21 protein-coding genes are annotated in these 21,755 nt (G+C 70.6%); 13 read left to right on the top strand and 8 right to left on the bottom strand.

The window, feature by feature from the left end; translation table 11 throughout:
* Positions 1–188: 188 nt before the first annotated feature.
* A complete protein-coding gene (locus AB0H84_RS31885; RefSeq protein WP_357612301.1) occupies positions 189–1,568 on the top strand; it encodes an SDR family oxidoreductase in 1,380 nt (459 codons plus the stop codon).
* Positions 1,569–1,648: 80 nt separating this feature from the next.
* Here AB0H84_RS31885 and AB0H84_RS31880 read toward each other — a convergent pair whose 3' ends face one another.
* Positions 1,649–2,053 (bottom strand): nuclear transport factor 2 family protein, encoded by a 405-nt coding sequence (locus AB0H84_RS31880; RefSeq protein WP_357612298.1) that lies wholly within the window; start codon positions 2,051–2,053, stop codon positions 1,649–1,651.
* Between the two features lie 86 nt (positions 2,054–2,139).
* On the opposite strand from AB0H84_RS31880, the gene AB0H84_RS31875 reads away from it, so the two are divergent.
* A complete protein-coding gene (locus tag AB0H84_RS31875; RefSeq protein ID WP_357612296.1) occupies positions 2,140–2,958 on the top strand; it encodes a helix-turn-helix transcriptional regulator in 819 nt (272 codons plus the stop codon).
* A gap of 36 nt (positions 2,959–2,994) precedes the next feature.
* On the opposite strand, the gene AB0H84_RS31870 is transcribed toward AB0H84_RS31875, so the two are convergent.
* A complete protein-coding gene (locus tag AB0H84_RS31870; RefSeq protein ID WP_357612293.1) occupies positions 2,995–3,933 on the bottom strand; it encodes a hypothetical protein in 939 nt (312 codons plus the stop codon).
* Between the two features lie 131 nt (positions 3,934–4,064).
* Here AB0H84_RS31870 and AB0H84_RS31865 point away from each other — a divergent pair, with 131 nt between their 5' ends.
* From AB0H84_RS31865 to AB0H84_RS31850, 4 genes are all read left to right on the top strand, one after another.
* Positions 4,065–4,577, top strand: a complete 513-nt coding sequence (locus tag AB0H84_RS31865) for a SigE family RNA polymerase sigma factor (protein WP_357612290.1) — start codon at positions 4,065–4,067, stop codon at positions 4,575–4,577.
* Positions 4,564–5,304 carry a hypothetical protein gene (locus tag AB0H84_RS31860; protein WP_357612287.1) on the top strand — a complete coding sequence of 247 codons (741 nt, stop codon included), beginning with the start codon at positions 4,564–4,566 and terminating at the stop codon, positions 5,302–5,304. Before AB0H84_RS31865 ends, AB0H84_RS31860 begins: the two co-directional genes overlap by 14 nt.
* Positions 5,305–5,446: 142 nt before the next feature.
* On the top strand, positions 5,447–6,976 hold the full coding sequence (locus AB0H84_RS31855; RefSeq protein WP_357612284.1) for a helicase HerA-like domain-containing protein: 1,530 nt from the start codon (positions 5,447–5,449) through the stop codon (positions 6,974–6,976).
* Positions 6,977–7,254: 278 nt separating this feature from the next.
* A complete protein-coding gene (locus AB0H84_RS31850) occupies positions 7,255–8,355 on the top strand; it encodes a winged helix DNA-binding domain-containing protein (RefSeq protein WP_357612281.1) in 1,101 nt (366 codons plus the stop codon).
* Positions 8,356–8,385: 30 nt separating this feature from the next.
* Here the strand turns inward: AB0H84_RS31850 and AB0H84_RS31845 are convergent, their stop codons facing one another.
* Entirely contained in the window at positions 8,386–9,837 is a 1,452-nt protein-coding gene (locus AB0H84_RS31845) for an MDR family MFS transporter (protein ID WP_357612278.1), read from the bottom strand.
* A 110-nt stretch (positions 9,838–9,947) separates the two neighbouring features.
* Here AB0H84_RS31845 and AB0H84_RS31840 point away from each other — a divergent pair, with 110 nt between their 5' ends.
* Positions 9,948–10,376 (top strand): MerR family transcriptional regulator, encoded by a 429-nt coding sequence (locus AB0H84_RS31840; RefSeq protein ID WP_357612275.1) that lies wholly within the window; start codon positions 9,948–9,950, stop codon positions 10,374–10,376.
* Positions 10,377–10,411: 35 nt separating this feature from the next.
* On the opposite strand, the gene AB0H84_RS31835 is transcribed toward AB0H84_RS31840, so the two are convergent.
* Positions 10,412–11,005 carry a TetR/AcrR family transcriptional regulator gene (locus tag AB0H84_RS31835; protein ID WP_357612273.1) on the bottom strand — a complete coding sequence of 198 codons (594 nt, stop codon included), beginning with the start codon at positions 11,003–11,005 and terminating at the stop codon, positions 10,412–10,414.
* A 118-nt stretch (positions 11,006–11,123) separates the two neighbouring features.
* On the opposite strand from AB0H84_RS31835, the gene AB0H84_RS31830 reads away from it, so the two are divergent.
* Together AB0H84_RS31830 and AB0H84_RS31825 are read left to right on the top strand one after the other, a co-directional pair.
* Complete coding sequence (locus tag AB0H84_RS31830) at positions 11,124–12,053, top strand: NmrA family NAD(P)-binding protein (RefSeq protein WP_357612270.1); 930 nt, start codon at positions 11,124–11,126, stop codon at positions 12,051–12,053.
* A 31-nt stretch (positions 12,054–12,084) separates the two neighbouring features.
* Positions 12,085–12,963 carry a TIGR03620 family F420-dependent LLM class oxidoreductase gene (locus tag AB0H84_RS31825; protein ID WP_357612267.1) on the top strand — a complete coding sequence of 293 codons (879 nt, stop codon included), beginning with the start codon at positions 12,085–12,087 and terminating at the stop codon, positions 12,961–12,963.
* Positions 12,964–12,976: 13 nt separating this feature from the next.
* Here the strand turns inward: AB0H84_RS31825 and AB0H84_RS31820 are convergent, their stop codons facing one another.
* Together AB0H84_RS31820 and AB0H84_RS31815 are read right to left on the bottom strand one after the other, a co-directional pair.
* A complete protein-coding gene (locus AB0H84_RS31820) occupies positions 12,977–13,894 on the bottom strand; it encodes a class I SAM-dependent methyltransferase (protein ID WP_357612264.1) in 918 nt (305 codons plus the stop codon).
* A 169-nt stretch (positions 13,895–14,063) separates the two neighbouring features.
* Positions 14,064–15,080, bottom strand: coding sequence for a LacI family DNA-binding transcriptional regulator (locus AB0H84_RS31815; RefSeq protein ID WP_357612261.1), 1,017 nt, complete (start codon positions 15,078–15,080; stop codon positions 14,064–14,066).
* Between the two features lie 249 nt (positions 15,081–15,329).
* Here AB0H84_RS31815 and AB0H84_RS31810 point away from each other — a divergent pair, with 249 nt between their 5' ends.
* Genes AB0H84_RS31810 through AB0H84_RS31795 form a run of 4 tightly spaced genes read left to right on the top strand, consistent with a single transcriptional unit; the run spans position 15,330 to position 20,065 of the window.
* Positions 15,330–16,616, top strand: coding sequence for an extracellular solute-binding protein (locus AB0H84_RS31810; protein ID WP_357612258.1), 1,287 nt, complete (start codon positions 15,330–15,332; stop codon positions 16,614–16,616).
* Positions 16,617–16,620: 4 nt separating this feature from the next.
* Positions 16,621–17,571, top strand: coding sequence for a sugar ABC transporter permease (locus AB0H84_RS31805; protein ID WP_357612255.1), 951 nt, complete (start codon positions 16,621–16,623; stop codon positions 17,569–17,571).
* Positions 17,568–18,374, top strand: coding sequence for a carbohydrate ABC transporter permease (locus AB0H84_RS31800; protein ID WP_357612252.1), 807 nt, complete (start codon positions 17,568–17,570; stop codon positions 18,372–18,374). Before AB0H84_RS31805 ends, AB0H84_RS31800 begins: the two co-directional genes overlap by 4 nt.
* Positions 18,375–18,391: 17 nt before the next feature.
* Positions 18,392–20,065 (top strand): hypothetical protein, encoded by a 1,674-nt coding sequence (locus tag AB0H84_RS31795; RefSeq protein WP_357612249.1) that lies wholly within the window; start codon positions 18,392–18,394, stop codon positions 20,063–20,065.
* Positions 20,066–20,093: 28 nt separating this feature from the next.
* On the opposite strand, the gene AB0H84_RS31790 is transcribed toward AB0H84_RS31795, so the two are convergent.
* Together AB0H84_RS31790 and AB0H84_RS31785 are read right to left on the bottom strand one after the other, a co-directional pair.
* Positions 20,094–21,251, bottom strand: coding sequence for a GDSL-type esterase/lipase family protein (locus tag AB0H84_RS31790; protein WP_357612246.1), 1,158 nt, complete (start codon positions 21,249–21,251; stop codon positions 20,094–20,096).
* A 41-nt stretch (positions 21,252–21,292) separates the two neighbouring features.
* Complete coding sequence (locus tag AB0H84_RS31785; protein WP_357612243.1) at positions 21,293–21,640, bottom strand: DoxX family protein; 348 nt, start codon at positions 21,638–21,640, stop codon at positions 21,293–21,295.
* Between the last annotated feature and the right edge of the window lie 115 nt (positions 21,641–21,755).

Below are 21,755 nucleotides of genomic sequence, written 5' to 3'. Positions count from 1 at the left end.
CCACACATTCGTGGCCAGGTCCTTGCCCGCCGCGCGGTAAAGATTGACCCACGGTTGACCATGGGCACGGTCGCCGTAGGCGCCACCTGTAGTCCGCCGGTGCGCGGGCGACATGCGGAAGACCATTCTGTTGATGTGCTCTACGGTGCTGCACGTAACGCCCGGGAGCGCCGCGAAGGTATCCGTGTTTGGGGCAGGCGGCGATCGGCGATTGGCGCGACGATGGGTGGGTGGTCAACAGAGCAGCAAACGACCTGGGCGGATTCTTGCGCAGCCGGCGTGAACGCCTGACACCGGCCGCGGCGGGTATCGAGACCGGCGTCACTCGTCGGCGAGTCCCAGGACTGCGCAGGGAGGAGCTGGCCGAGCTTGCCGGCGTCAGTGTCGGCTACTACACGCGGCTTGAACAGGGTGTCAGTGGTAGCGCTTCTGACGCTGTCATTGACGCACTGGCTGCGGCGTTGCAGCTCTCTCCGGCTGAGCACGAGCACCTGCGGATCCTTGCCGCTCCCAGGCGACCGACTCGCCCTCGCGCTCGCATAAGCAGGCTGAGGCCCTCAGTACGTGAACTGCTCGCCGCCATCCCCGGAACACCGGCGATCGTGATCGATCACCGCGCCGACGTCCTCGGGTGGAACCGCCTCGGACACGCCCTGCTGGCCGGCCATGTCGACTTCAACGCTCCCGACATGCGGATTCGGCCGAACATCGCCCGAATGCTCTTCCTCGACCCGCACCACCGCGCGTTGTACTGCGACTGGCACGCCAAAGCGCAGGTCACAGTCGCGGCCCTGCATCAGGCGGTTGCGCGGCACCCGGCCGACCCGGTGCTCGAACAGCTCGTTGGCCAACTCGCCGTCGACAGCCGGGACTTCGCGCGAATGTGGGCGCGGCGCCCCGTCCGAACCTGCTCGTACTACCTGCGGGAACTCGACCATCCTGTCGTCGGGCGAATGACTCTGGCGAACGAGACGGTCACGCTACCTGACGATGACCAGCAAATGGGTCTGTTCTACGCGCGTCCCGGCACATCTGCCGCCGACGCGCTCACCTTGCTGGCGTCGGGCGACGTCCACGTCGACCTGACCTCACATTCGACCATCGAGGCCATGTACCGCGAGATCGGGGCGGTCGACAGCGTCGTCAGCGTCGCAGCGCACGGCGCGCTCGACGAGTTCACGACGCTGACATCAGAGGCGCTGTACGAGAACCTGCGAGCCAAGTTCTTCGGGCAAGCCGATCTGGTTCTCACCGGCCAGCATCACTGCGCCGACGGCGCCTCCTTCACCCTGACGTCCGGGATCTTCGCCGACCGAGCATGGCCGCACGTCACTGGCGGCGGCGTCATCAGCGGCGCCCTGCACAGCTTCGCCTTGTCGGCCGCGATCGAGCTACCACGGGGTATGCGGATCAACGTGGTCAGCCCCACGATGATCGGCGACTCCGTCGATGCCTTCGCCGAACACTTACCCGGCATGCGCCCAGTGCCGATGGACGAACTCGTCGGCCACTACCTGCACTGCGTCGAAGGCGACGACACCGGCCGCATCATCCGCGCGTATGGATGACCGCCCCGACGCCACGACGGCACACCGCAACCGGAAGGTCAAGCCAGTGCCGCGATCATGCACGATCGCGGTCGCCCAGGTCACCAGGTCGTCCAGGAGGGTCGTGCCGCTTCCCACCACACGAGATTGGCGGCCGCCTGCGCCACCGGCTCGATGATCTCCCACCCCTCGGCGATCAGCCCGTCGTCGAGCCGCCAGATGTCGACGACCGCGATCCCCGGCTCCGCGCCGGGAAGCCGGCGACGCGAGTGCATCACGACGTGATCACCGTCGGCCAGCACGTGATGGATCTCGACCTGCATGCCGGCGAGCGGGACGAGCGCGGAGCGTACGGCGGCGAGCCACTCGGCCTTGGTGGACGAGGTCGAATCCGGCCTGTGATGGACGAAGTCCTCGCTCAGCAACGGCGCCAGCGCTTCGACGTCGCCCGTCCCGACCAGCTCTGTCAGCGCGCGTTGGACGATGCTCTTGTTCTCTGCGGTCATGGAGCCAGTGTTTCCGCCGTCGCGACGGCTGTCGATGAACTCCCATTTCATGGCGTACGGCGCCATGACGAGTAGCATCGGCGATCATGTACACGGTGGGGGAGCTGCTGCGGCAGTGGCGGCATCGCCGGCGGCTCAGCCAACTCGATCTCGCGATCGCCGCCGACGTCTCAGCTCGGCACGTCAGCCTGGTGGAGACCGGCAAGACCAGACCGAGCGCGGACATGGTCCTCCGGCTCGCGGATCAGCTGGACGTGCCGCTGCGTGAGCGCAACCGGCTGCTGCTCGCCGCCGGCTTCGCCCCCCGCTACGCCGAGCGGCCGCTCGACGGGGACTCGCTGTCGGCGGCCTGGGGCGCGATCGAGAAAGTGCTCCGCGCGCACGAGCCGTTCCCGGCGCTGGTCATCGATCGCCGCTGGAACATCGTGATGACCAATCGCGCTCTCGACCCGTTCCTCGCCGACGTCGCCCCCGACCTGCTGAAGCCGCCCGTCAACATGGTGCGGCTGGGACTGGACCCGCGCGGGCTCGCGCCACGGATCGTCAATCTGGCCGAGGTACGGGCGGTGCTCCGTACCCGGATCACGCGTCAGCTCGCCACCGCCCCCGACCCCGAGCTGGCCGCGCTCTACGAGGAGCTGCTGGCGCCCTACGCCGAGGACGCGAGCCACCCGATCGAGTCCGAGGTCGTGATCCCGATGATCTTCTGCTTCGGCGGACGAGAAGTGCGGCTCTTCTCGACCACCACCACGTTCGGCACCCCGATGGACATCACGCTGGACGAGGTCGCGATCGAGTCGTACTACCCGGCGGACGCGGAGAGCGCCGCCTACTTCACGAAGCCCGTCGCTGACGCACCGCCCCGCGCTCGCGCAAGAGCGCGGGGCGACGGCAGCCGGCGGTGAACTCACCGGCGCCGCGGTCGTCCGGTGCGGGCGCCGCTACGGCAGGGCGGGCACGGCCGGCGCGGCGTTGGTCCAGCCGACCTCGAGCATGGTCTGGATGCTGGTCTCGTTGAGGGACAGCTTGCCACTGATCGTGGTCATCCGGCTCTCGGAGAGCAGAAGCATCGTGCCGGTGTCCACGATCATTTCGCTCTTCTCGTTGATCGTCAGTCCGTTCTTCTGAACGACCTGCGGGTGGTCGATCGACAGGGCCGCGCCGGCTCTGCCCCTGCTGTCCTTGGACTCTCCCTGCGAATGGACAGCAGGCATCGTCAGCAAGGCCTGATAGGCCGCGGCGCGGACGTTCTTGGGTGCCGGAAGCTGATAGAGCATCCCCGGCAGCGCCCCGGTGATGTACTGGTCCACGTCGTTCTGCTTGACCCGTGAGACGCGCGCGGCCTCCGTGAGCCAGGACTTCAACGCGTTCGGGTCCGCGGGCAGCCGCTGGACCTCGTCGTACGTCAGCTTCTGCCCGGCCAGGAAGAACTGGTCGTCGTTGCCACGTACGGGCCCGACATGGCCCTTGTCCGGCTCGGTCGACAGCTTCACGACTTGGCCGTCGGCCGTGCGGGTCCACTTGGCCGGCGAGCCATCGCGGCGCCACGCCTTCCGGTCCGCCGCGCTCTTCGGATACGCCCCCGGCTTCCGGTATCCGAACCAGGCCTTGCCGTCAGGTGCGGTCCAGTCCTCGCTGAGCGCCTGCTCCACCACCCAGTAGCGATTCGCGCCGCTGCCCATCTGGCGGGGACCGATGCGCTGGGTCAGCACCCTCGTATGCCAGTAGGCGCCTTCCGGCGGAGCCGACGCGGCGGCCGCGAGCCGCGTCTCCGGCGCCTTCACCAAGCTCGGCAGGCCTAGCAGCGCGGCGGTGCCCACGGCGGCCAGGCCGGCCCCTACGGCGATCAGCGGCCGGACCGGTGCGGTCGCGAGCTTCATGTGTTTCCTCCAGGAGGTCCGAAGTGACGCCCCCAAATACGCCTGGCCGCCTCACAAGGTTGCCTGCGGCACTCGGGCAACTGTTGCAGGATCCAAGGCGTATTAGAAGGCGTGAAACGGGACAGACAGACGTGAGCGGCGCGGAGCACGACTTCGGCGCGTTCGTGGCCGCACGGGCCACGACCCTGCTGCGGGTCGCCTACCTCGCCTGCGGGAACGAGGCGGAGGCAGAGGACCTGCTGCAGACGGCGCTGGAGCGTACCTATAGGAACTGGGACAGGGTGCGGCACGACAGCCCTGAGCCCTATGTGCGCCGCGTCATCATCAACACCGCCATCAGCCGGGCCCGCCGCCGGGCGATCCTGAGCATCATCCCGATGCGCATCCTGCCGGAGAGGCCGGCGCGCTCGACCGACGTCGATCTGCGCCATCTGCTCATGGACGCGCTGCGCGACCTGCCTCCCCGGCAGCGCGCGGTGGTCGTCCTGCGCTACTGGGAGGACCTCAGCGAGGCGCAGACCGCGGAGGTGCTCGGCTGCACGGTCGGCACGGTGAAGAGTCAGACGTCGAAGGCGATGGCCAAGCTGCGTACAGCGCTCGGCGAGGCATCCGTGGAAGGAGTGATCGGCAATGCCCACGCTTGAGGAACGGCTCCGCCAGGTCATGGCGGACGAGACCGCGCGGCTGCACGCCGCGCCCGACCTGGTGGACCGGGTCGTCCGGTCCACGCGGCGGAAGAGGACGCGGGGCAGGGTCGCGGCCCTGGCCACGTCGGTGGCCGTCATCGCGGCAGGCCCCCTCTACCTGACGGCGGCCCCGGGCGCCATGCAGACGCCCACCGCCTCGGAGACGCCGGCCGTCTCCGAGACGCCGGATCCGCCGGCCATCGACGACATCCCGCCCGTTCGGTCCGATCCCCCGAACCTCGGGGACCTGGGCGACGGGAAGGTGTTCAAGCACGTCAAGGTGGGTTACCTGCCCGAGGGCCTGAAGTGGTCCAACTGGTCGGTGGACTACGGCGAGAGCTACTCGACCTCGTGGAACTTCGACGGCGACGAGCACGGCTCCTACTGCGTGCAGATCTTCGTGTACGAGGGTCAGGCCGTCCAGCAGGTCGACGACCGCGTCCAGGCGTACCGCGACGAGGGGGAGGGCGAAGAGGTGACCGTCGGCGACCGGACCGGCTACTCGGTCATCGCAGACGTCGGCGAGGACGGCATGGCGGGCACCCCCACGCTCTTCCTCAACATGGGGGAGCAGCGGCGGGCCGAGATCATGTTCAGCCCCGTGTACGTGAAGAAGTTCCCCAACGCCAAGGCCGTCGAACGCGAGCTCACCAAGATCGCCGAAGGGCTCACCGCCGACAACTAGGACCTCCCCCGTTCACTCTGTGACATATCCATCACAGTGGGTAACAACACTGCGGGCGTCCAGTGCTGTCACGCGAGCAGTAGGTCGGGTCGGCTGGGCGCCGGGGGCCGCCCAGGCGACCCGACCTACGAGGGGAGATCTGATGAAGGGGTACGACGTCGAGGGGCCGGCGCTCGAACTCGGGGCCCTGGTGCGTGCGGACGGCAGCGCCGACCCCTCGGAGCAGATCCGGATCGCCCTGAGCATGCTGAACCGGCACGGACTGGTGGCGGGGGCCACCGGAACGGGCAAGACGAAGACCCTGCAGCTCATGGCGGAGCAGCTCGCGGCCCAGGGCGTTCCGGTCTTCCTCGCCGACATCAAGGGCGACCTGTCGGGGCTGGCCTCGCCGGGTACGGCCGCCGATCGCGTCACCCGGCGGGCCGCCGAGGTCGGCCAGGCCTGGCAGCCCACGGCCTGTCCGGTGGAGTTCCTCTCCCTGGGCGGTCTGGGGGCCGGGGTTCCGATCCGCGCCACCATGACCGCCTTCGGGCCGACCCTGCTCGCCAAGGTCCTCGGGCTCAACGAGACGCAGGAGTCGTCGCTCGGGCTGATCTTCTACTTCGCCGACAAGAACGGAATGCCGCTCCTGGACCTCAAGGACCTGATCGCGGTCATCCGGTATCTGACCGCCACGCCTGAGGCGCTGAGCGACATCGGCGGGCTGTCGGCGGCGACGGCGGGGGTCATCCTCCGCACGTTGACCAACTTCGAGGCGCAGGGGGCGGAGGCGTTCTTCGGCGAGCCGGAGTTCGACGTGCGCGACCTGCTCCGGGTGACCCCGGACGGCCAGGGGACGATCTCCATCCTCGAGCTGCCCGCCGTGCAGGACCGGCCGCAGCTCTTCTCCACCTTCCTGATGTGGCTGCTCGCCGATCTCTTCCACGTGCTGCCCGAGGTGGGGGACGTCGACAAGCCGAAGCTCGTGTTCTTCTTCGACGAGGCGCATCTGCTGTTCGACGACGCCTCCAAGCCGTTCCTGCAGTCGATCGCCCAGACCGTACGGCTGATCCGGTCGAAGGGAGTGGGCGTGTTCTTCGTCACCCAGACGCCGAAGGACGTGCCGGCCGACGTGCTGGCCCAGCTCGGCGCGCGCGTGCAGCACGCCCTGCGCGCCTTCACCCCGCAGGACGCCAAGGCGCTCAAGGCCACCGTGTCGACCTTCCCCGCGTCCGCGTACGACCTGGAACGGCTGCTGACCGAACTCGGCACCGGCGAGGCCGTCGTCACGGTGCTGTCGGAGACGGGCGCGCCGACCCCGGTGGCCTGGACGCGCCTGCGCGCGCCGCAGACGCTCATGGCGCCGTCGAGCCCGGAGGTGATCCAGGGCGTCATCGCCGCCTCGCCGCTTCAGCGGAAGTACGGCACGGCGGTCGACCGCGAGTCGGCGTACGAGATCCTCTCCACGAAACTCTCCACCCAGCAGCCCGCCGAGGCTCCCGCCGGCCCCGCTCCGCAAGCGCCGCGCGAGCCGGAAAGGCCCAGGGAGCGAGAGGCAGAACCGAGGCAGTCCGTGCTGGAGAGCGTGCTGGAGTCCAAGGAGTTCCGCTCCATGGCGCGGTCGGCGGCATCCGCTCTGGGCCGGGAGATCACCAGATCCATCTTCGGCACCGCCCGCCGCGGACGACGCTGAACCCGGCCGGAGCTGTAGGCGCGGCCCGGCGCCGGTCCGGGCCTCCATGGTGCCCGGAGAAAGAGGACGCAACCTGTCCGCTTCGCCTGAGACTGTTGTCGCGTGCCAGTCAACGACAGCAACCCGAACGCCGTGATCGCCGCCACCGCGTCCCCTCGACGCGCTCGTGGCCGGCGCTCCCCCCTGACCACCACCGTCCGCGGGCCCAGCGTCCGGCCCTCTCACGCGGGTCGCCCACGCCGGCGATCGGCCGAACGGGCGCACTGGGGCATGAGCCGATGACCGTTCTCAGCACCCGGGCGCTCAACCGCGCGACGCTCGCCCGGCAGCTGCTGCTCGATCGCGCCGACGTACCCGTCCTCGACGCCGTCGCGCACCTGTGCGGCCTGCAGGCGCAGGAACCGCAGGAACCGTTCGTCGGGCTCTGGTCGCGGCTGCGCGCGTTCGACCCGGCGGTGCTCTCGGACCTGCTGATCCGGCGGAGCGTGGTGCGCACCCACCTCATGCGCCGCACCGTTCACCTCCTCGCCGCCGACGACGTCCTCGCCTGGCGGGCCCGCCATGACACCATGCTGCGCCAGCGCGTCCTCGGGACCTATCGCCGCGAGCTCGCCGGGATAGATCTCGACGAGCTCGCCGCGGCAGGCCGGGCGGTGATGGCCGATGACCTGCCGCGCTCGATGACCGAGCTCGCGCGGGCGCTGGCCGGGCGCTGGCCGACGCCGGGAGCACGGGCACTGGGGGAGATGCTGATCGCCGCCCTCCTCCCTGTGGTGCAGTTGCCCCCGCGCGGGCTCTGGCGCACCAGGGCGGGCGTGCGCAACGTCCTGCTCTCCTCCTGGTTGGGCCGCGAGATCGACCCCCCGTCCCAGAACGGCTCCGATCCGGTCGGTGAAACGCTGGTACGGCGCTATCTGGCCGCGTTCGGCCCCGCCGCCACGGCCGACCTGCGCGCCTGGTGCGGCCTCGCCGGGCTGCCGGCCGCGGTGGCCGCGGTACGCGAGGAGCTGGTCACCTTTCGCGACGAGCGAGGCCGGGAACTGCTGGACCTGCCCGACGCCCCGCGCCCCGACCCTGACACGCCCGCCCCGGTGCGGTTCCTGCCGGCGTTCGACAACGCGCTCCTCGGCTACCAGGACCGCAGCCGGATCGTCGACGACGCCCACCGCGGACTGTCGGTCGCCGGAGCTCGCGTCGTACTGGTCGACGGCCGGGTCGCCGCGACCTGGAGCGTCGAGAGCGGCACCGTGATCGTCAGCCCGCTGCGCCCCTTCTCTCGAGACGACAGCGCCACCGTGGCCGAGGAAGGGCGGGCGCTGGCGTCATTCCTCTCCGACAACGACAGCGACCGCGTACAGATCGCCGCGTCTCCCCACTGAGTGACAATCCGGCGGCTGCTCTGCCACCGATCAGCCGGATCCGCGCGCGACGGCACCCTCTGATGTGGGAGGAAGGACGGTCCGGGGCAGCAGGGCCATCAAGGCCACCAGGACGGCGGCGGCCGGTATCCCCCAGAACAGGACGTCCGGGATGGCCGCGGCGGTCGCCGCCGGGCTCGTGGCGTGGCCCTCGAGTTCGCGGGCCAGGAGGTTCCCGAAGGCCGCCACGCCGAGCGAGAGGCCCAGGCCGCGGACGGACACCGCGGCGGAGGTGGTGGCGGCCAGATCTGCGGGGGAGGCCGCGTTCTGCGCGACGACCACCAGGTTCTGCATCAGCAGACCGAAGCCGGCCCCGAGCACTGCCATCTCCGCGCCGAGCAGAACGTAGGCGGTGTCGGGGGTGAGCCGGCTCAGCAGCGTGAATCCCAGCACCGCGGTCGCCGCGCCGGCGAGCAGATAGGGCTTGAACCGGCCGCCGGCGCCGACGCGGGCGCCGGTCAGGGAGGAGACCGCCATGAACGTCAGGACGTAGGGGTTGAGCGCCAGGCCCGCCTGGGTGGCCCCCATGCCGTACGCGTCCTGCAGATAGGTGGGCAGGTAGACGATCGACCCGCCGAGGAGCGCGCCGAGCAGCGCGGTGGCGGGGAGCGTGACGCGCAGGGCGCGCTCGGCGAACAGCCGCGGCGGCAGCAGCGGGTTGCTCGCACGCCGTTCCCACCACACGAACAAGGCCGCCAGCACCGCCAGGGCCCCGCCCAGGCCGAGGATCACGCCGGAGTTCCACGCGTAGGTGCGGCCGCCCCATTCGGCCACCAGGAGCAGGCTCACCGTGGCGCCCGCGAGCAGCACGGCTCTCACGAGGTCCACCTTGCCATCCCCGCCCGACCTGGGCAGCCGCAACGCGAACGCGGTGAACGCGATGCTGAGCAGCCCGAGAGGCAGGTTGATGTAGAAGATCCAGCGCCAGCCCCAGGCGTCGGTGATCGCGCCGCCGGCGAGCGGCCCGCCCACGCTGGCCAGCGCGAAGACGCCTCCGGTGAAGCCCTGGACCCTGCTGCGCAGACGGGGCGGGTACAGCTCCGACAGGGCGATCGTGGGCAGCACGAACAGCGCGCCGGCGCCGATGCCCTGCAGGGTCCTGGCGGCGATCAGCTGGGGCGTCGTCTGGGCCAGGCCGCACAGCGCGGAGCCCAGGACGAAGACGGCGACGGCGGTGACGAATACCGGGCGCCGGCCGAACCTGTCGCTGACGCGGCCGTAAAGCGCGCCGGTGGTGGTCGAGGCGAGCACGTAAGAGGTGATGATCCAGCCGATGGCGTCCATGCCGCCCAGGTCCTCGGCGATGTCGGGCAGGGCGATGGCCACCACCGTCTGGTCCAGGACCGACAGCAGCATGCCGATCAACAGGCCGGCCGTGGCGAGCGGTACGCTGCCGCCCTTCGGTGGAGCGGCCGAGGCCGTCTGCGCGAGGTCTGCGGACATCAGGCCCGGCCCCCTTCCTGGGCGATCGGGTGGGTGGGCTTCGCGAGCATGTCTGCCTCCATAAGCGGTCGTTGCTTGACGCGGAGGCAAGTCTGCAAGTTAATGTGAACATGAAGTCAAGCGATTCCATGCTGATCGGTGAGCTCGCCGAGCGGTTCGATCTCGCACCGCACGTACTCCGCCACTGGGAGGCCATGGGCCTGCTGACTCCGGCCACCAGGGTGAACGGCCGCCGCCGCTACACCGGCGACCACGTCATCCGCGTCCTGACGATCATCCGCGCCAAGGCGGCGGGCATGAGTCTGGAGCAGATCCGGGAGATGCTCGGTGTCTCCGGGCAGGCCGAACGCCGGGCGCTCCTCGAGCGCCACCACGCCGAGCTGGAGCACCGGCTCCGGGAGATAGCGGCCTCCAAGGCGCTGATCGAGCACCTCATGCAGTGCACGGCGGACGACTTCACCCAGTGCCCCAGCTATCGGCGCATCGTGGCGGACATGGCCGGAGCCCGCGACCATCGCGAGGCCGGCTGCGTGATCTGAACGGCCCCACAACTCGATCATCCGGACCCTGGCCCCTACGCGGGGCGGACGCCGCTGACGGCGAGGTCGAGCAGCCGGTCGGCTTGGTCGGCGGCGTCGGGTTCGTGCTCGGTGGCCAGGGAGATGGCGTTGACGAGCTTGAGCAGCTCGCTGATCGAGATGCCGGGGCGTACGGCGCCCGCCTGGCAGGCACGGTCCAGCAGTTCACGCCCGGCGTTCACGATCAGGTCGTGACACGTGTCGCCCAGCGCGGGGTCGCCGTCCTGGGCGCCCTGGATCAGTGAGGCGGCCAGGCCCCGGTTGGACGAGGCGTGCCTGGCGACGGCGCGAAGCCAGGTGACCAGGGCTTGACCTGGCTCAGGGTCGGTCGCCAGGTCGTGCGCGGTGGCGCACAGGGCTTCGACCTTGTCGCGGAAGACCGCCTCCAGCAGCCTCTGCCGCGAGGGGAAATGCCGGTGCAGGGTGGCCGAGCCGACGCCGGCGCGCCGGGCGATCTCCTCCAGGGACGCGTCGGCCCCCTGCTCGGCGATGGCCGCGGTGGCGGCGGCGAGGATCCGGTCGTAGTTGCGGCGGGCGTCCGCGCGCCTGGGCCGGGCGGGCGGAATCGGCGTACGGCTGTCGTGCGGCATGCGGTCTCCGACGGACTTGCGAAAACGGGGTGGCCCTCCATATCGTACTGAACCGTAACCGGAGGGCCACCCCACTTATCGGACGGCCGCTCCATGCCCGACTCTCTGGAGACCCAGCGTGAACACCACAGAAGACAAGACCATCGTCGTTGTGGGAGCGACCGGCCAGCAGGGCCGTGCCGTGACCGAGCGACTGCTCGCAGCCGGCCGGCCGGTACGAGCGGTGACCCGCGATCCGGGCGCCGCCCCCGCCCGGGCCCTGGCGCGGGCCGGAGCGCAGCTCGTGCAGGCCGAGATGGACGACGTCGCCTCGCTGATCGCCGCGGCCGAAGGCGCCTACGGCATGTTCAGCGTCCAGCCGACCGTCGGCTCCCCGGGCACCCCGGCGGGCTTCTCCGCCGAGGACGAGGTCCGCTGGGGGTGCAACGTCGCCGACGCCGCGCATGCCGCGAAGGTACGGCACCTGGTCTACGCCTCGGTCGCCGGCGCGGGGCGCCACAACACCGAGAAGCTGCCGCAGAACGTGGTCAGCAAGTGGCGGATCGAACAGCACATCACCCGGCTGGGGCTGCCCGCGACGTTCCTGCGCCCGGTCTCCTTCATGGAGAACTACACCGGCGCCTACCACCTGCACGACGGCGCCGTGGCCACCGCGTTCGCCGCCGACGTGCCGCAGCAGATCATGGCCGTCGACGACGTCGGCCACTTCGCCGCCCTGGCCTTCGCCCGGCCGCAGGAGTGGATCGGCCGCGCGGTGGACCTGGCCGGGGACGAGCTGACCCCCGTACAGATCGCCGCCGCCATCTCCGAGGCCGTCGGACGGCAGCTGCCGTACGTCCGGATCCCGATCGAGGTGATCGCCGAGGCCGGCGAGGAGTTCGCCTTCGCCTACAGCTGGCTCAACGGGCCGGGCTGGCGGGCCGACGTCTCCTTCACCCGCGCGCTCCATCCCGGGCTGATGGACCTGCGCACCTGGTTGGCCCGGACCGGCGCGGCCCGGATCACCGCCTTCCTGGCCGCCCAGGACACCGCCGGGCAGGCCCGATGAGCAGCCGGAACATTGACCTCGGGCAGGTCCGATGAGCAGCCACAACATCGACCTCGGGCAGGTCGGCATCTGGGCGGGCGAGCTGGACCGCTACCCGGCCGCCGTCGTCCGCGAGGCGGTCGCGGCCGTCGAAGACCTCGGCTATCCGGCCCTGTGGTTCCCCGAGACGACCGGCCGCGAAGCCATGGCGCAGGCCGCCTGGCTGCTGTCGGCCACCCGGCGAGCCGTCATCGCCACCGGCACCGCCGCCATCTACGCCCGGGACGCGGTCAGCACCGCCGCCGCACAGCGCACCCTGGACGAGGCGTTCCCAGGGCGTTTCCTGCTGGGGCTCGGGGTGAGCCACCCCGCCCTGGTCACCGACGTACGCGGGCACCGCTTCGGCCCGCCGCCGGCGACCATGCGCGCCTACCTGGACGCGATGGACGCCGCCCCCTTCGGGCCGCCCTCGTTCCGTCAGGCACCGCCGCGGCTGCTGGCCGCGCTGGGTCCGAAGATGCTCACCCTCGCCGGCGAACGAGCCTCGGGCGCCCATCCGCTCGGCATGCCGGTCGAGCACACCCGCCAGGCCAGAGAACTGCTCGGACCGCAGGCAACGCTGGCGGTGACCCAGCTCGTCGTCCTGGACCCGTCCCGCTCGCGCTCGGCCGACCTGGCCCGCGCGCACGCGGCGGCGGCTCTGCCCAACCGGCTCGCGCCGCTGCGTGCCCTGGGCTACGACCACCCGGAGTCCCTCGACGACCGGCTGGTCGAGGCGCTGGTGGCCACGGGCGGCACCGACGACATCGCCCGCCGGGTCCGCGACCACCTCGACGCCGGCGCGGACCACGTCAGCCTCCACGTGCTCACCTCGACCCCCGACCATCCACCCTTGCAGCAGTGGAGCCGGCTCGCCGCGCACCTGCAGTGAACGGCCCCGCCCGTCACTCTGCGGCGGCTCCGACGTTGCTGACCGGTTTGGATGCCACCGCCATCAGGTGAGCGCTGACCCCCAGCATGGCCGGCTCGGACTCGGTCAGCCGGATGACCCGCATGAGCTGCTCGGGCTCTCGCAGCAGGTCCTCGAGGTTGCCCAGCGGCCCCGCGAACCCCTCCACGGCCAAGAGGCGTTCGTGGACGAAGCCGGCCCGTTCCACTTCCGGTCCCACTTCCTCTGGCCGGTGGAAATATGCCCAGAACACCTCGTCGGGCCTGTCCAAGGTGCTGCTCTGCCCCGTACGCAGATTCAGCTCGAACGTGTCCCATTGATCATTCAGAAGGCCCCGCGCGGTCGCGTCAATGATCCACGCGTAGCGGCTGATGACCTCGGCCAGTAACCGGCCTCCGGGCCGCAGCACCCGGAGGGCCTCGCGCAGCGCCGACTGCCGGTCGGCGGCGTCGGCGAGGTGATAGAGCGGGCCCATCAGCAGCACCGCGTCAAAGCACGCGTCGGGTAGCGGAAGGCTGCGAGCATCTCCGAGATGGCAGGAGAAGCCGGCATCGGCGGCGCGGGCGGAGGCTTGTTCGATGTGCTTCGGCACCGGATCAACCAGCACCACGTCATAGCCGAGCCCGGCCAGATGTGACGCGTGCGTGCCGGGCCCGCCGCCGATGTCGGCGATCTGTCCGGTTTCTGGCAGGAACCGGGCGAAGATGTCCCAGGTGCGGCGGCGGGTGAGCTCGCCACGGGCGGTAGCCCAGAGCCGACCGGCTTCGTCCTTCATCGCGTAGTGCCGGAGCACCCTTTCGACGTCCCCTGTCACGGCAGAAAGCCCCTCACGTCCGCCAAGATGGCCAAGGCGCAGCAGTGCCACGATGACCAGCGCGCCGATCCCGCAGCCGATCAGGACACCGCTCGCCATTGCCGGACCTCGGGGGCCACGTGGACAGGCAGCATCCGTCCGCCGCAGCCAACCTAGCAAAGGCTCCTTGGCCTGAGCCTCGAGGGTGATGGCGGGCAGGGCAGCGCGGGCCGAGAGCCTCTGACTGGGTCGAATCGATTCGATCTCGCCATGCGTACGAGGGGTCGGGTCAGGCGCGCGGCCGGGCGGGGCCCGTCGTGCTCCGCAGCGAGATGGGCGGCGCCACCAGGAGGTGGCGGTGCGGCGTGTCCGGGTCGGCGATGCGCTGGATGAGCAGCTCGACGGCGGCGGCGCCCAGTTCGTCGGCGGGGACGTCGGCGGCGGTGAGCGGCGGGTGCAGGTTCTCGGCCCAGTGCTGGGCGGCGACACCGGCGATGGAGAAGTCGCGGGGCACGGACAGGCCCGCCTCGGCCAGCGCGCGGTACATGCCGGCGACGGCGGCCTCGTTGATGGTGGCGAGGGCGGTCAGCTCCGGGTGCCGGGCGAGGAGCTGGCCGAGGCAGGACTGCCCGGCCTGGGCGTCGTCGGCGCAGCAGACGTGCACGCCGTGCAGGCCGCGCTCGGCGATGGCGCGGTCGAAGCCCGCCTGCGCGCGGTGGCCGGGGCCGTAGCCGGCGGCGACCAGCTCGGCGTTGCGGTTGACCAGTGCCAGGTGCCGGTGGCCGAGGTCGGCGAGGTGGTGCACGCACTTGGCGATGAGCGTCTCGTAGTCGATGTCCACCCAGGACATGTCCTCCGGGTGGCCGGTACGGCCGATGCCGACGAACGGCAGGCCGCTCTGCAGCAGCCGGGCGACCCGGTCGTCCTCCAGCCGGATCTCCATGAGGACGACGCCGTCCACGCGCCGGCCGGTGACGACGCGCTCGAAGGAGCGGTCGTGCTCGCCGCCCGAGGGCGACAGCAGGACGTCGAGGTCGGCGCGGGCGGCGGCGTCGACCACGCTGGCCACGAAGCCGAGCTGCATGTCGGTCAGGCGTCGGCCGGCCGGCGGTATGACCAGCCCGATCGTGCGGGTGCGGCCCTCCTTCAGCGCCCGGGCGGACGCGTTGGGCCGGTAGCCGAGCTCGTCGATGACCGCCTGGATGCGGCTCTTGGTCGACTCCGACACCGGGCGCTTGCCGGTGAGCGCGTACGAGACGGTGCTGCGCGACACGCCCGCCCGCTTGGCGATCTCTCCGATGTTCACCCGTGCTCCTCCGATCCGCCGGTCGCCGACCATCGTAGGTCGAATCGGTTTCCGAGGTGGACGCCGCCCGATCCGTGAGAAGGATGCCCCGCCCGGCGCACGTCCTCTGCAACATCTCGGCATCCCTTGTCGCATCTGTCATTGACTCCGGTGGCAGAGCGGGCCTATGTTCGGGCGAACCGATTCGACGAACCGATTCGACATCGTTCGGAAACAGCCGCGTAACGCCTGTCAGCGGAGGTCAGCTCAATGAGATCAGCGGCAAGGAGCCGGCGTACGGCCGGCGCGAGTCTGGCGGTTCTGGCCGCCGTGGGCGGGCTGGTCGCCTGCTCGTCATCGCCCGGAAGCGGTAACGGCAGCGGCGGCGGCTCGACGAGCGCGAGCCAGGCCGCCGGGGGCGGGACGTACACGATCTGGGACCCCTACCCGCAGTACGACAGGAGCTCCGAGTGGGTGAAGCTGCTGGAGAAGTGCGGCACCGACGCCGGGGTGAAGGTCGAGCGCACCGGCTACGACACCAGCGACCTGACGAACAAGGCGCTGCTGGCGGCCCAGCAGGGCAACTCGCCGGACGTGCTGATCGTGGACAACCCGGTCGTCTCCACCCTGGCCGAGGCCGGGGTGCTCACCACCACCGAGGAGAACAAGCTCGACGTCTCCGCGATCGCGCCGAACCTGCTGGCGGCCGGCCAGAGCGGCGGCAAGACGTACGGCGTCCCGATCGGCGCCAACACCCTCGCCCTCTACTACAACAAGGAGGTCCTGAAGAAGGCCGGGGTGGACGTCGCCTCGGTCAAGGACTGGGCCTCGCTGACCGCGGCGCTGGAGAAGGTGAAGGCGGCGGGCAAGAAGGGCATCACCTTCTCGGCGATCGGCACCGAGGAGGGCAGCTTCCAGTTCCTGCCCTGGTTCTGGGGCTCCGGCGCGAACCTCACCAAGCTCGACTCGCCCGAGGGCGTCTCCGCCGTGGCGCTGTGGGCCGACTGGCTGAAGAAGGGGTACGCCCCCAACTCCGTCATCAACAACACCCAGACGACGAGCTGGCAGGAGTTCGCCGGCGGCGACTACGCCTTCGCCGAGAACGGCACCTGGCAGCTCGCCAACGCCAAGAAGGCCGGCTTCGCGTACGGCATCATCCCGATCCCCGGCAAGTCCGGCGGCACCGCGCCCGCCCCGACGGGCGGTGAGTTCGTCAGCGTCCCCGTGCAGTCCGACACCGGCCGCTACGCCACCTCCCAGAAGCTCGTGACCTGCCTGACCAGCACCGACAACTCGCTGACCACGACCACCACCCTCTCTTACATCGCCCCCACGGAGGCGGTGCAGGCCAAGCAGGTGGCGGCCACACCTGACCTGAAGGTGTGGGTGGACGCGGTCAAGGCGGCCAAGGGCCGCACCAGCGACGACCTGGGCACCAAGTACCCGAAGATCTCCGAGCCGATGTGGGGCGCGGTGCAGGCGGCGCTGAGCGGGTCCAAGCCGCCGCAGGAGGCGATGGCGGCGGCCCAGTCCGCGGCGGCGAGCGCGATCCAGTAGCAGCATGAGCCGAGTCATCCAGGAACCCGTGCGTACCGCCCGGACGACGGCACGGCGTCGCCGGGCGGCACGCTCGCGGTCAGGCCAGTGGGCGGCCTGGGCGTTTCTCGCCCCGGTCGTGCTCTATCTGCTGGTCTTCTACGCCTATCCGCTCTATCGCAACGTCGAGCTGAGCCTGCGCAACTACACGGTGCGCTCGTTCGTGCAGGGTGACGCCCCGTTCGCCGGGTTCGCCAACTACGCCAAGGTGTTCGCGGACGCGACGTTCGGGCCCGCGCTGTGGCACACGGTGGTGTTCACGCTGGTGTCGCTGGCCTTCCAGTTCGTCATCGGGCTGGCGCTGGCGCTGTTCTTCCTGAAGAACTTCCGGCTGTCGGCCACGCTCAGGGGGCTGTTCCTGGTGCCGTGGCTGCTGCCGCTGATCGTGTCCGGCTCGACGTGGTCGTGGATGCTGAACAGCGACTCCGGCGTGGTCAACGCCGTGCTGGGCTGGTTCGGGATCGGGCCGGTCAACTGGCTCACCTCGCCGGACTGGTCGCTGTGGTCCGTCATCATCGCCAACATCTGGATCGGCATCCCGTTCAACCTCGTGGTGCTCTACTCCGGGCTGCAGGCGATCCCGCCGGCCATCTACGAGGCCGCGGCGCTGGACGGCGCGGGCGGCTGGCAGCGGTTCTGGAAGGTGACCTTCCCGCTGCTGCGGCCGGTGTCGGCGATCACGCTGCTGCTCGGCCTGGTCTACACGCTGAAGGTGTTCGACATCATCTGGATCATGACCAAGGGCGGGCCGAGCGGCGCCTCGACCACGTTCGCGACCTGGTCCTACCGGCTCGGGTTCGGCAATCTGGTGCCCTCCTTCGGGCCCGGCGCCGCCGTGGGCAACCTGCTCATCGTGACGGCGCTCGTCTTCGGGCTGGTCTACATCCGCGCGCAGCGAAGGCAGGCCCCCCTATGAGGCGCGTCAAGACCGCGGTCGGGCTGCTGCTCACCGCCGTGATGCTGTTCCCGGTCTACTGGATGATCAACGTGTCCTTCACCCGTGACCAGGACATGCGCAAGAGCCCGCCGAACTGGTTCCCGGTCGACGGGACCCTGGACGGCTACCGGGCGGTGCTGGATCAGCAGCTGCCGTACCTGGGGGTGAGCCTGGTCGTCGGGGTCGGCACGGTGGCGCTGACCCTGCTGCTCGCGGCGCCGGCGGCGTACTCGCTGGCCAAGCTGCGCCCGCGCGGGGGCGGGGCGCTGAGCTTCGTGCTGCTCATCGCGCAGATGATCCCGGGGATCATCATGGCGATGGGGTTCTACGCCATCTTCCTGTCGACCGGCGTGCTCAACACCGTTCCCGGGCTGATCGTGGCCGACTCCACCCTCGCCGTGCCGTTCGCGGTGCTCATCCTGACCACGTTCATGTCCGGCATCCCCGAGGAGCTGCTGCAGGCCGCCCGCACCGACGGCGCGGGAGTCGTGCGTACGTTCGTCTCGATCGTGCTGCCGGTCAGCCGCAACTCGCTCATCACGGTGTCGCTCTTCGCGTTCCTGTGGGCGTGGTCGGACTTCATCTTCGCCTCCACGCTCGACCAGGGCGGCGACCACCAGCCGATCACTCTCGGCATCTACCACTACATCGGCAACAACAACCAGGAGTGGAACGCCATCATGGCCACCGCCGTGATCGCCTCCGTCCCGGCCGCCATCCTGCTCGTCATCGCCCAGCGCTACGTCGCCGCGGGTGTCACCGCGGGCGCCGTCAAAGACTGAGAAGGGACCTTCGCTTCATGACCGTCGCCGCTGCGGGCCCGGTGTTCTCCCTGCGGGAAATCCCGTTCAGCCACCGCGGATCCTGGTTCGGCTTCTCGCCCGTGGTGGCGGAGAAGACGTACGCCCAGGACGTCCATCTGGTCTCCCACCAGACCGGCATGCACCCGATCCTGCGCCTGATCCCCACCGCAGAGACCGCCGTCACCGCGACTCCGCACCAGCTCACCTGGGCCGGCGAGGACGGCCGGATCGAGCTGGCCTACGAGAGCCCCGACACCGTACGCGTCAGGGGCAGCGGCCTCGGGCTCCGCCTGCTGGCCGCCGACCCCGTGCTGACGCCGTTCAGCGGCCCGTACTTCTACCAGGACCCCTCGGACGGCTCCTACGTCTTCACCGTCTACCAGACCGGCCGCCGCTACCGGGTCACCCTCCTCGGCGGGCAGGCCGAGCACCTCGGCACGCAGGCGCTCGGCACCGCCGAACGCGGTCTCGTCCTCGGCGGCGCATGGGAGATCGCCATCGAGGAGTACGAGACCGCCCGCGCCCCCTACACGAGCACGGACACCTTCGAGCAGGTGGCCAAGGCCGCGCGGGCCGAGTTCGACGCGTTCGCCGCGGCGGTCGCGCCCTGGCGCAGCGACCGCACGCCCGCCGCCGAGCTGGCCGCGTACGTGCTGTGGTCGGCCACCGTGCGTCCCGCCGGGTTCGTCACCCGGCCGGCCGTGCTCATGTCCAAGCACTGGATGGACAAGGTGTGGAGCTGGGACCACTGCTTCAACGCCATCGCGCTCGCCGAGGGCCTGCCCGACCTGGCGCGCGACCAGTTCCGGCTGCCCTTCGACCACCAGGACGCCGCCGGCGCGCTGCCCGACTCCGTCACCCACTCCGAGATCCTCTACAACTTCGTCAAGCCGCCCATCCACGGCTGGGCCCTGCGCCACCTCCCTCCGGAGCCCGGCACGTACCAGCTGCTGGAACGCTGGACCGCCTTCTGGCTCGACGCCCGCCGCGCCCCCGGCCGCGAGCTGCCGCACTACCAGCACGGCAACGACAGCGGCTGGGACAACGCCACCACCTTCGACCCCGAACGGGTGGTCGAGACCGCCGACCTGGCCGCCTTCCTCGTGCTGCAGATGCGCGAGCTGGCCCGCCTGGCCCCCGACCCGGACACCTCCGCCCGGTGGAGCGAGCAGGCCGACCGGACACGCGACGCCCTCCTGGCCGAGCTGTGGGACGGCGAGCGGTTCGTCGCCCGCGGCGTGCTCTCGGGGCGTACGTGGTCCAGCTCCAGCCTGCTCGACCTCATGCCGATCGTGCTGGGGGAGGAGCTGCCGCAACCGATCCGCGCGGCGCTGGCCGCGCGGATCGAGCGGCACCTGACCGCGTTCGGCCCCGCCACCGAGCTGCCCGGCTCGCCGCACTACCTGGACGACGGCTACTGGCGCGGCCCCATCTGGGCGCCCTCGACCGTCCTGATCGAGGACGGGCTGCGCCGCGCCGGGTACCCGGAGCTGGCCGACGAGATCAGCGCCCGCTTCCGCGCATTGTGCGAAAAATCGGGATTCGCCGAGAACTTCGACGCACGCACCGGGGAAGGGCTCCGCGACCGCGCCTACACCTGGACGGCCAGCGCGTACCTCATCCTCGCCGCCGCCCATGAGCGGCGGACCGGGGCAGCCACGTCCGGTTGAGAGGGCTGGACCGGCCCACCCGACCGTGCTAGAGGGAGTCGAGGTCGATGAAGTCGGCCATGGTCCGGTAGCCCAGGGCGTTGGGGTGGGCGTGGTCAGGCCGGCCGTCGGGATAGCGGTTCTGGTATCCGTCGGGGATGGCGCCGGCTCCGTGGGGGTCGATCGACCGGTCGAAGTCGGCGACGGCGTCGTACTCCCCTGAGCCGCGGATCCAGTCGTTCAGGGCGCGGCGCAGGTCGTCGGCCTCCTGCGTCCAACCGGGTGCGCCCTTGAACGGCAGGAGGGTGGCGCCGACGGCCTTGACGCCCTGGGCATGAGCGGCGCGGATCAGGCTGCGGTGGGCGTCGGCGAGGCGCCGCAGGGTGACGGGCGGGTCGTCCCGGTCCACCCCGCACATCTGGTCGCCCGGGCGCATGATGTCGTTCATGCCGAGGGAGATGATGACCGTGCCGACGCCGGGCCGGTCCAGCACGTCGCGGGCGAAGCGGGACAGGGCGCTGTCGCCGGTGCAGGCGGAGCCGGCCAGCAGCTTGTTGCCGCTGATGCCGGCGTTCAGCACCGGCCTGGGCCGGCCCGCGGCCAGCAGGCGCTGGGCGAGGATGTCGGGGTAGCGGTCGTCGCCGTCGGAGGTGGAGCCGAACCCGTCGGTGGTCGACTCGCCGATGGCGACGATCGCCGTGCCGGTGGGCGGTCCTCCGGTGACGTCGACGCCTTCCAGGTAGTACCAGGAGCCCCAGGCTGGTTGGATCGCGTCGGTGTACGCGGCCGCGCCGGCGTCCAAGTGGTGGTCGCCTCCGGCCCGGTAGGCGGTGGTCATGGAGATCTGGTGGTACGTGGCCGGGCCGGTGGGGTCGGCGAAGTACAGGGTCACGGTGAGCTGTTCGCGCGCTCCGACCGGCAAGGGCACGGGGTCGCTGACGATCCTGCCTCCAGCGGCGACGGTCGCCGTGGGCTCGCCGGCGAACCGCAGGCGGTGCAGCGTGTCCGGCCGTACGGCGGCGCCCTGGCCGGTGCGGCCGACACTGGCGCCGCTCAGCCGCAGCGGGGTGGTGCCGTAGGCGTTGGAGAGCCGGACGCGCAGGTGCGAGCCACCCGCGTTCAGGCGGATCACCTGTCGCACGGACTGGTCGGCGAAGCCCTGCTCTGCCCAGGTGGCGAACCAGGGAGAGCCGGAGGGACGCATCATCGCCGCCCCCCATGCCCCGTTCCACTCTTCGAGGTGTGATCTCATGCCGACGTGCCCAGTGCCAGGGCGACGACCACGGGCGCCAGGTACAGCAGCGGGAAGACGACGGTCTTGTACGAGCGGGCGCGCAGCACCGTGAGGACCGCGCCGGCGAAGTACAGGATCAGGCCGATCGCGGCGGCGACGCCGATCGCGGGGACCGCCAGACCGGCCAGCAGGCCGATCGCTCCGGCCGCCTTGGCCGCGCCCAGCCACGGCCACCATGACTGCGGCACCCCGTACTCGATCAGCGGCTTGGCCACGAAATCTGCCCTGCGCAGCAGCGAGAAGCCGGAGAAGCCGACCCAGGCGGCGGTGAGGCTGGTCACGATGACTTGCGTGGTCGACATGGGAGTATCTCCTGTCATTCGTAGAGGCGGACATGTGGTGTCCCTCGCTTCTCCGAGTTTGGGGCGCGCCGTTAATACGATCCCTATGCGTTCGCAATCGCTTCGGCCCCCGGGG

It is taken from the genome of Nonomuraea sp. NPDC050786, from assembly GCF_040654115.1.
Taxonomy (GTDB): Bacteria; Actinomycetota; Actinomycetes; order Streptosporangiales; family Streptosporangiaceae; genus Nonomuraea.
Note: the sequence above shows the minus strand (reverse complement) of the source record. Positions and strands in the feature narration are given on the sequence as shown.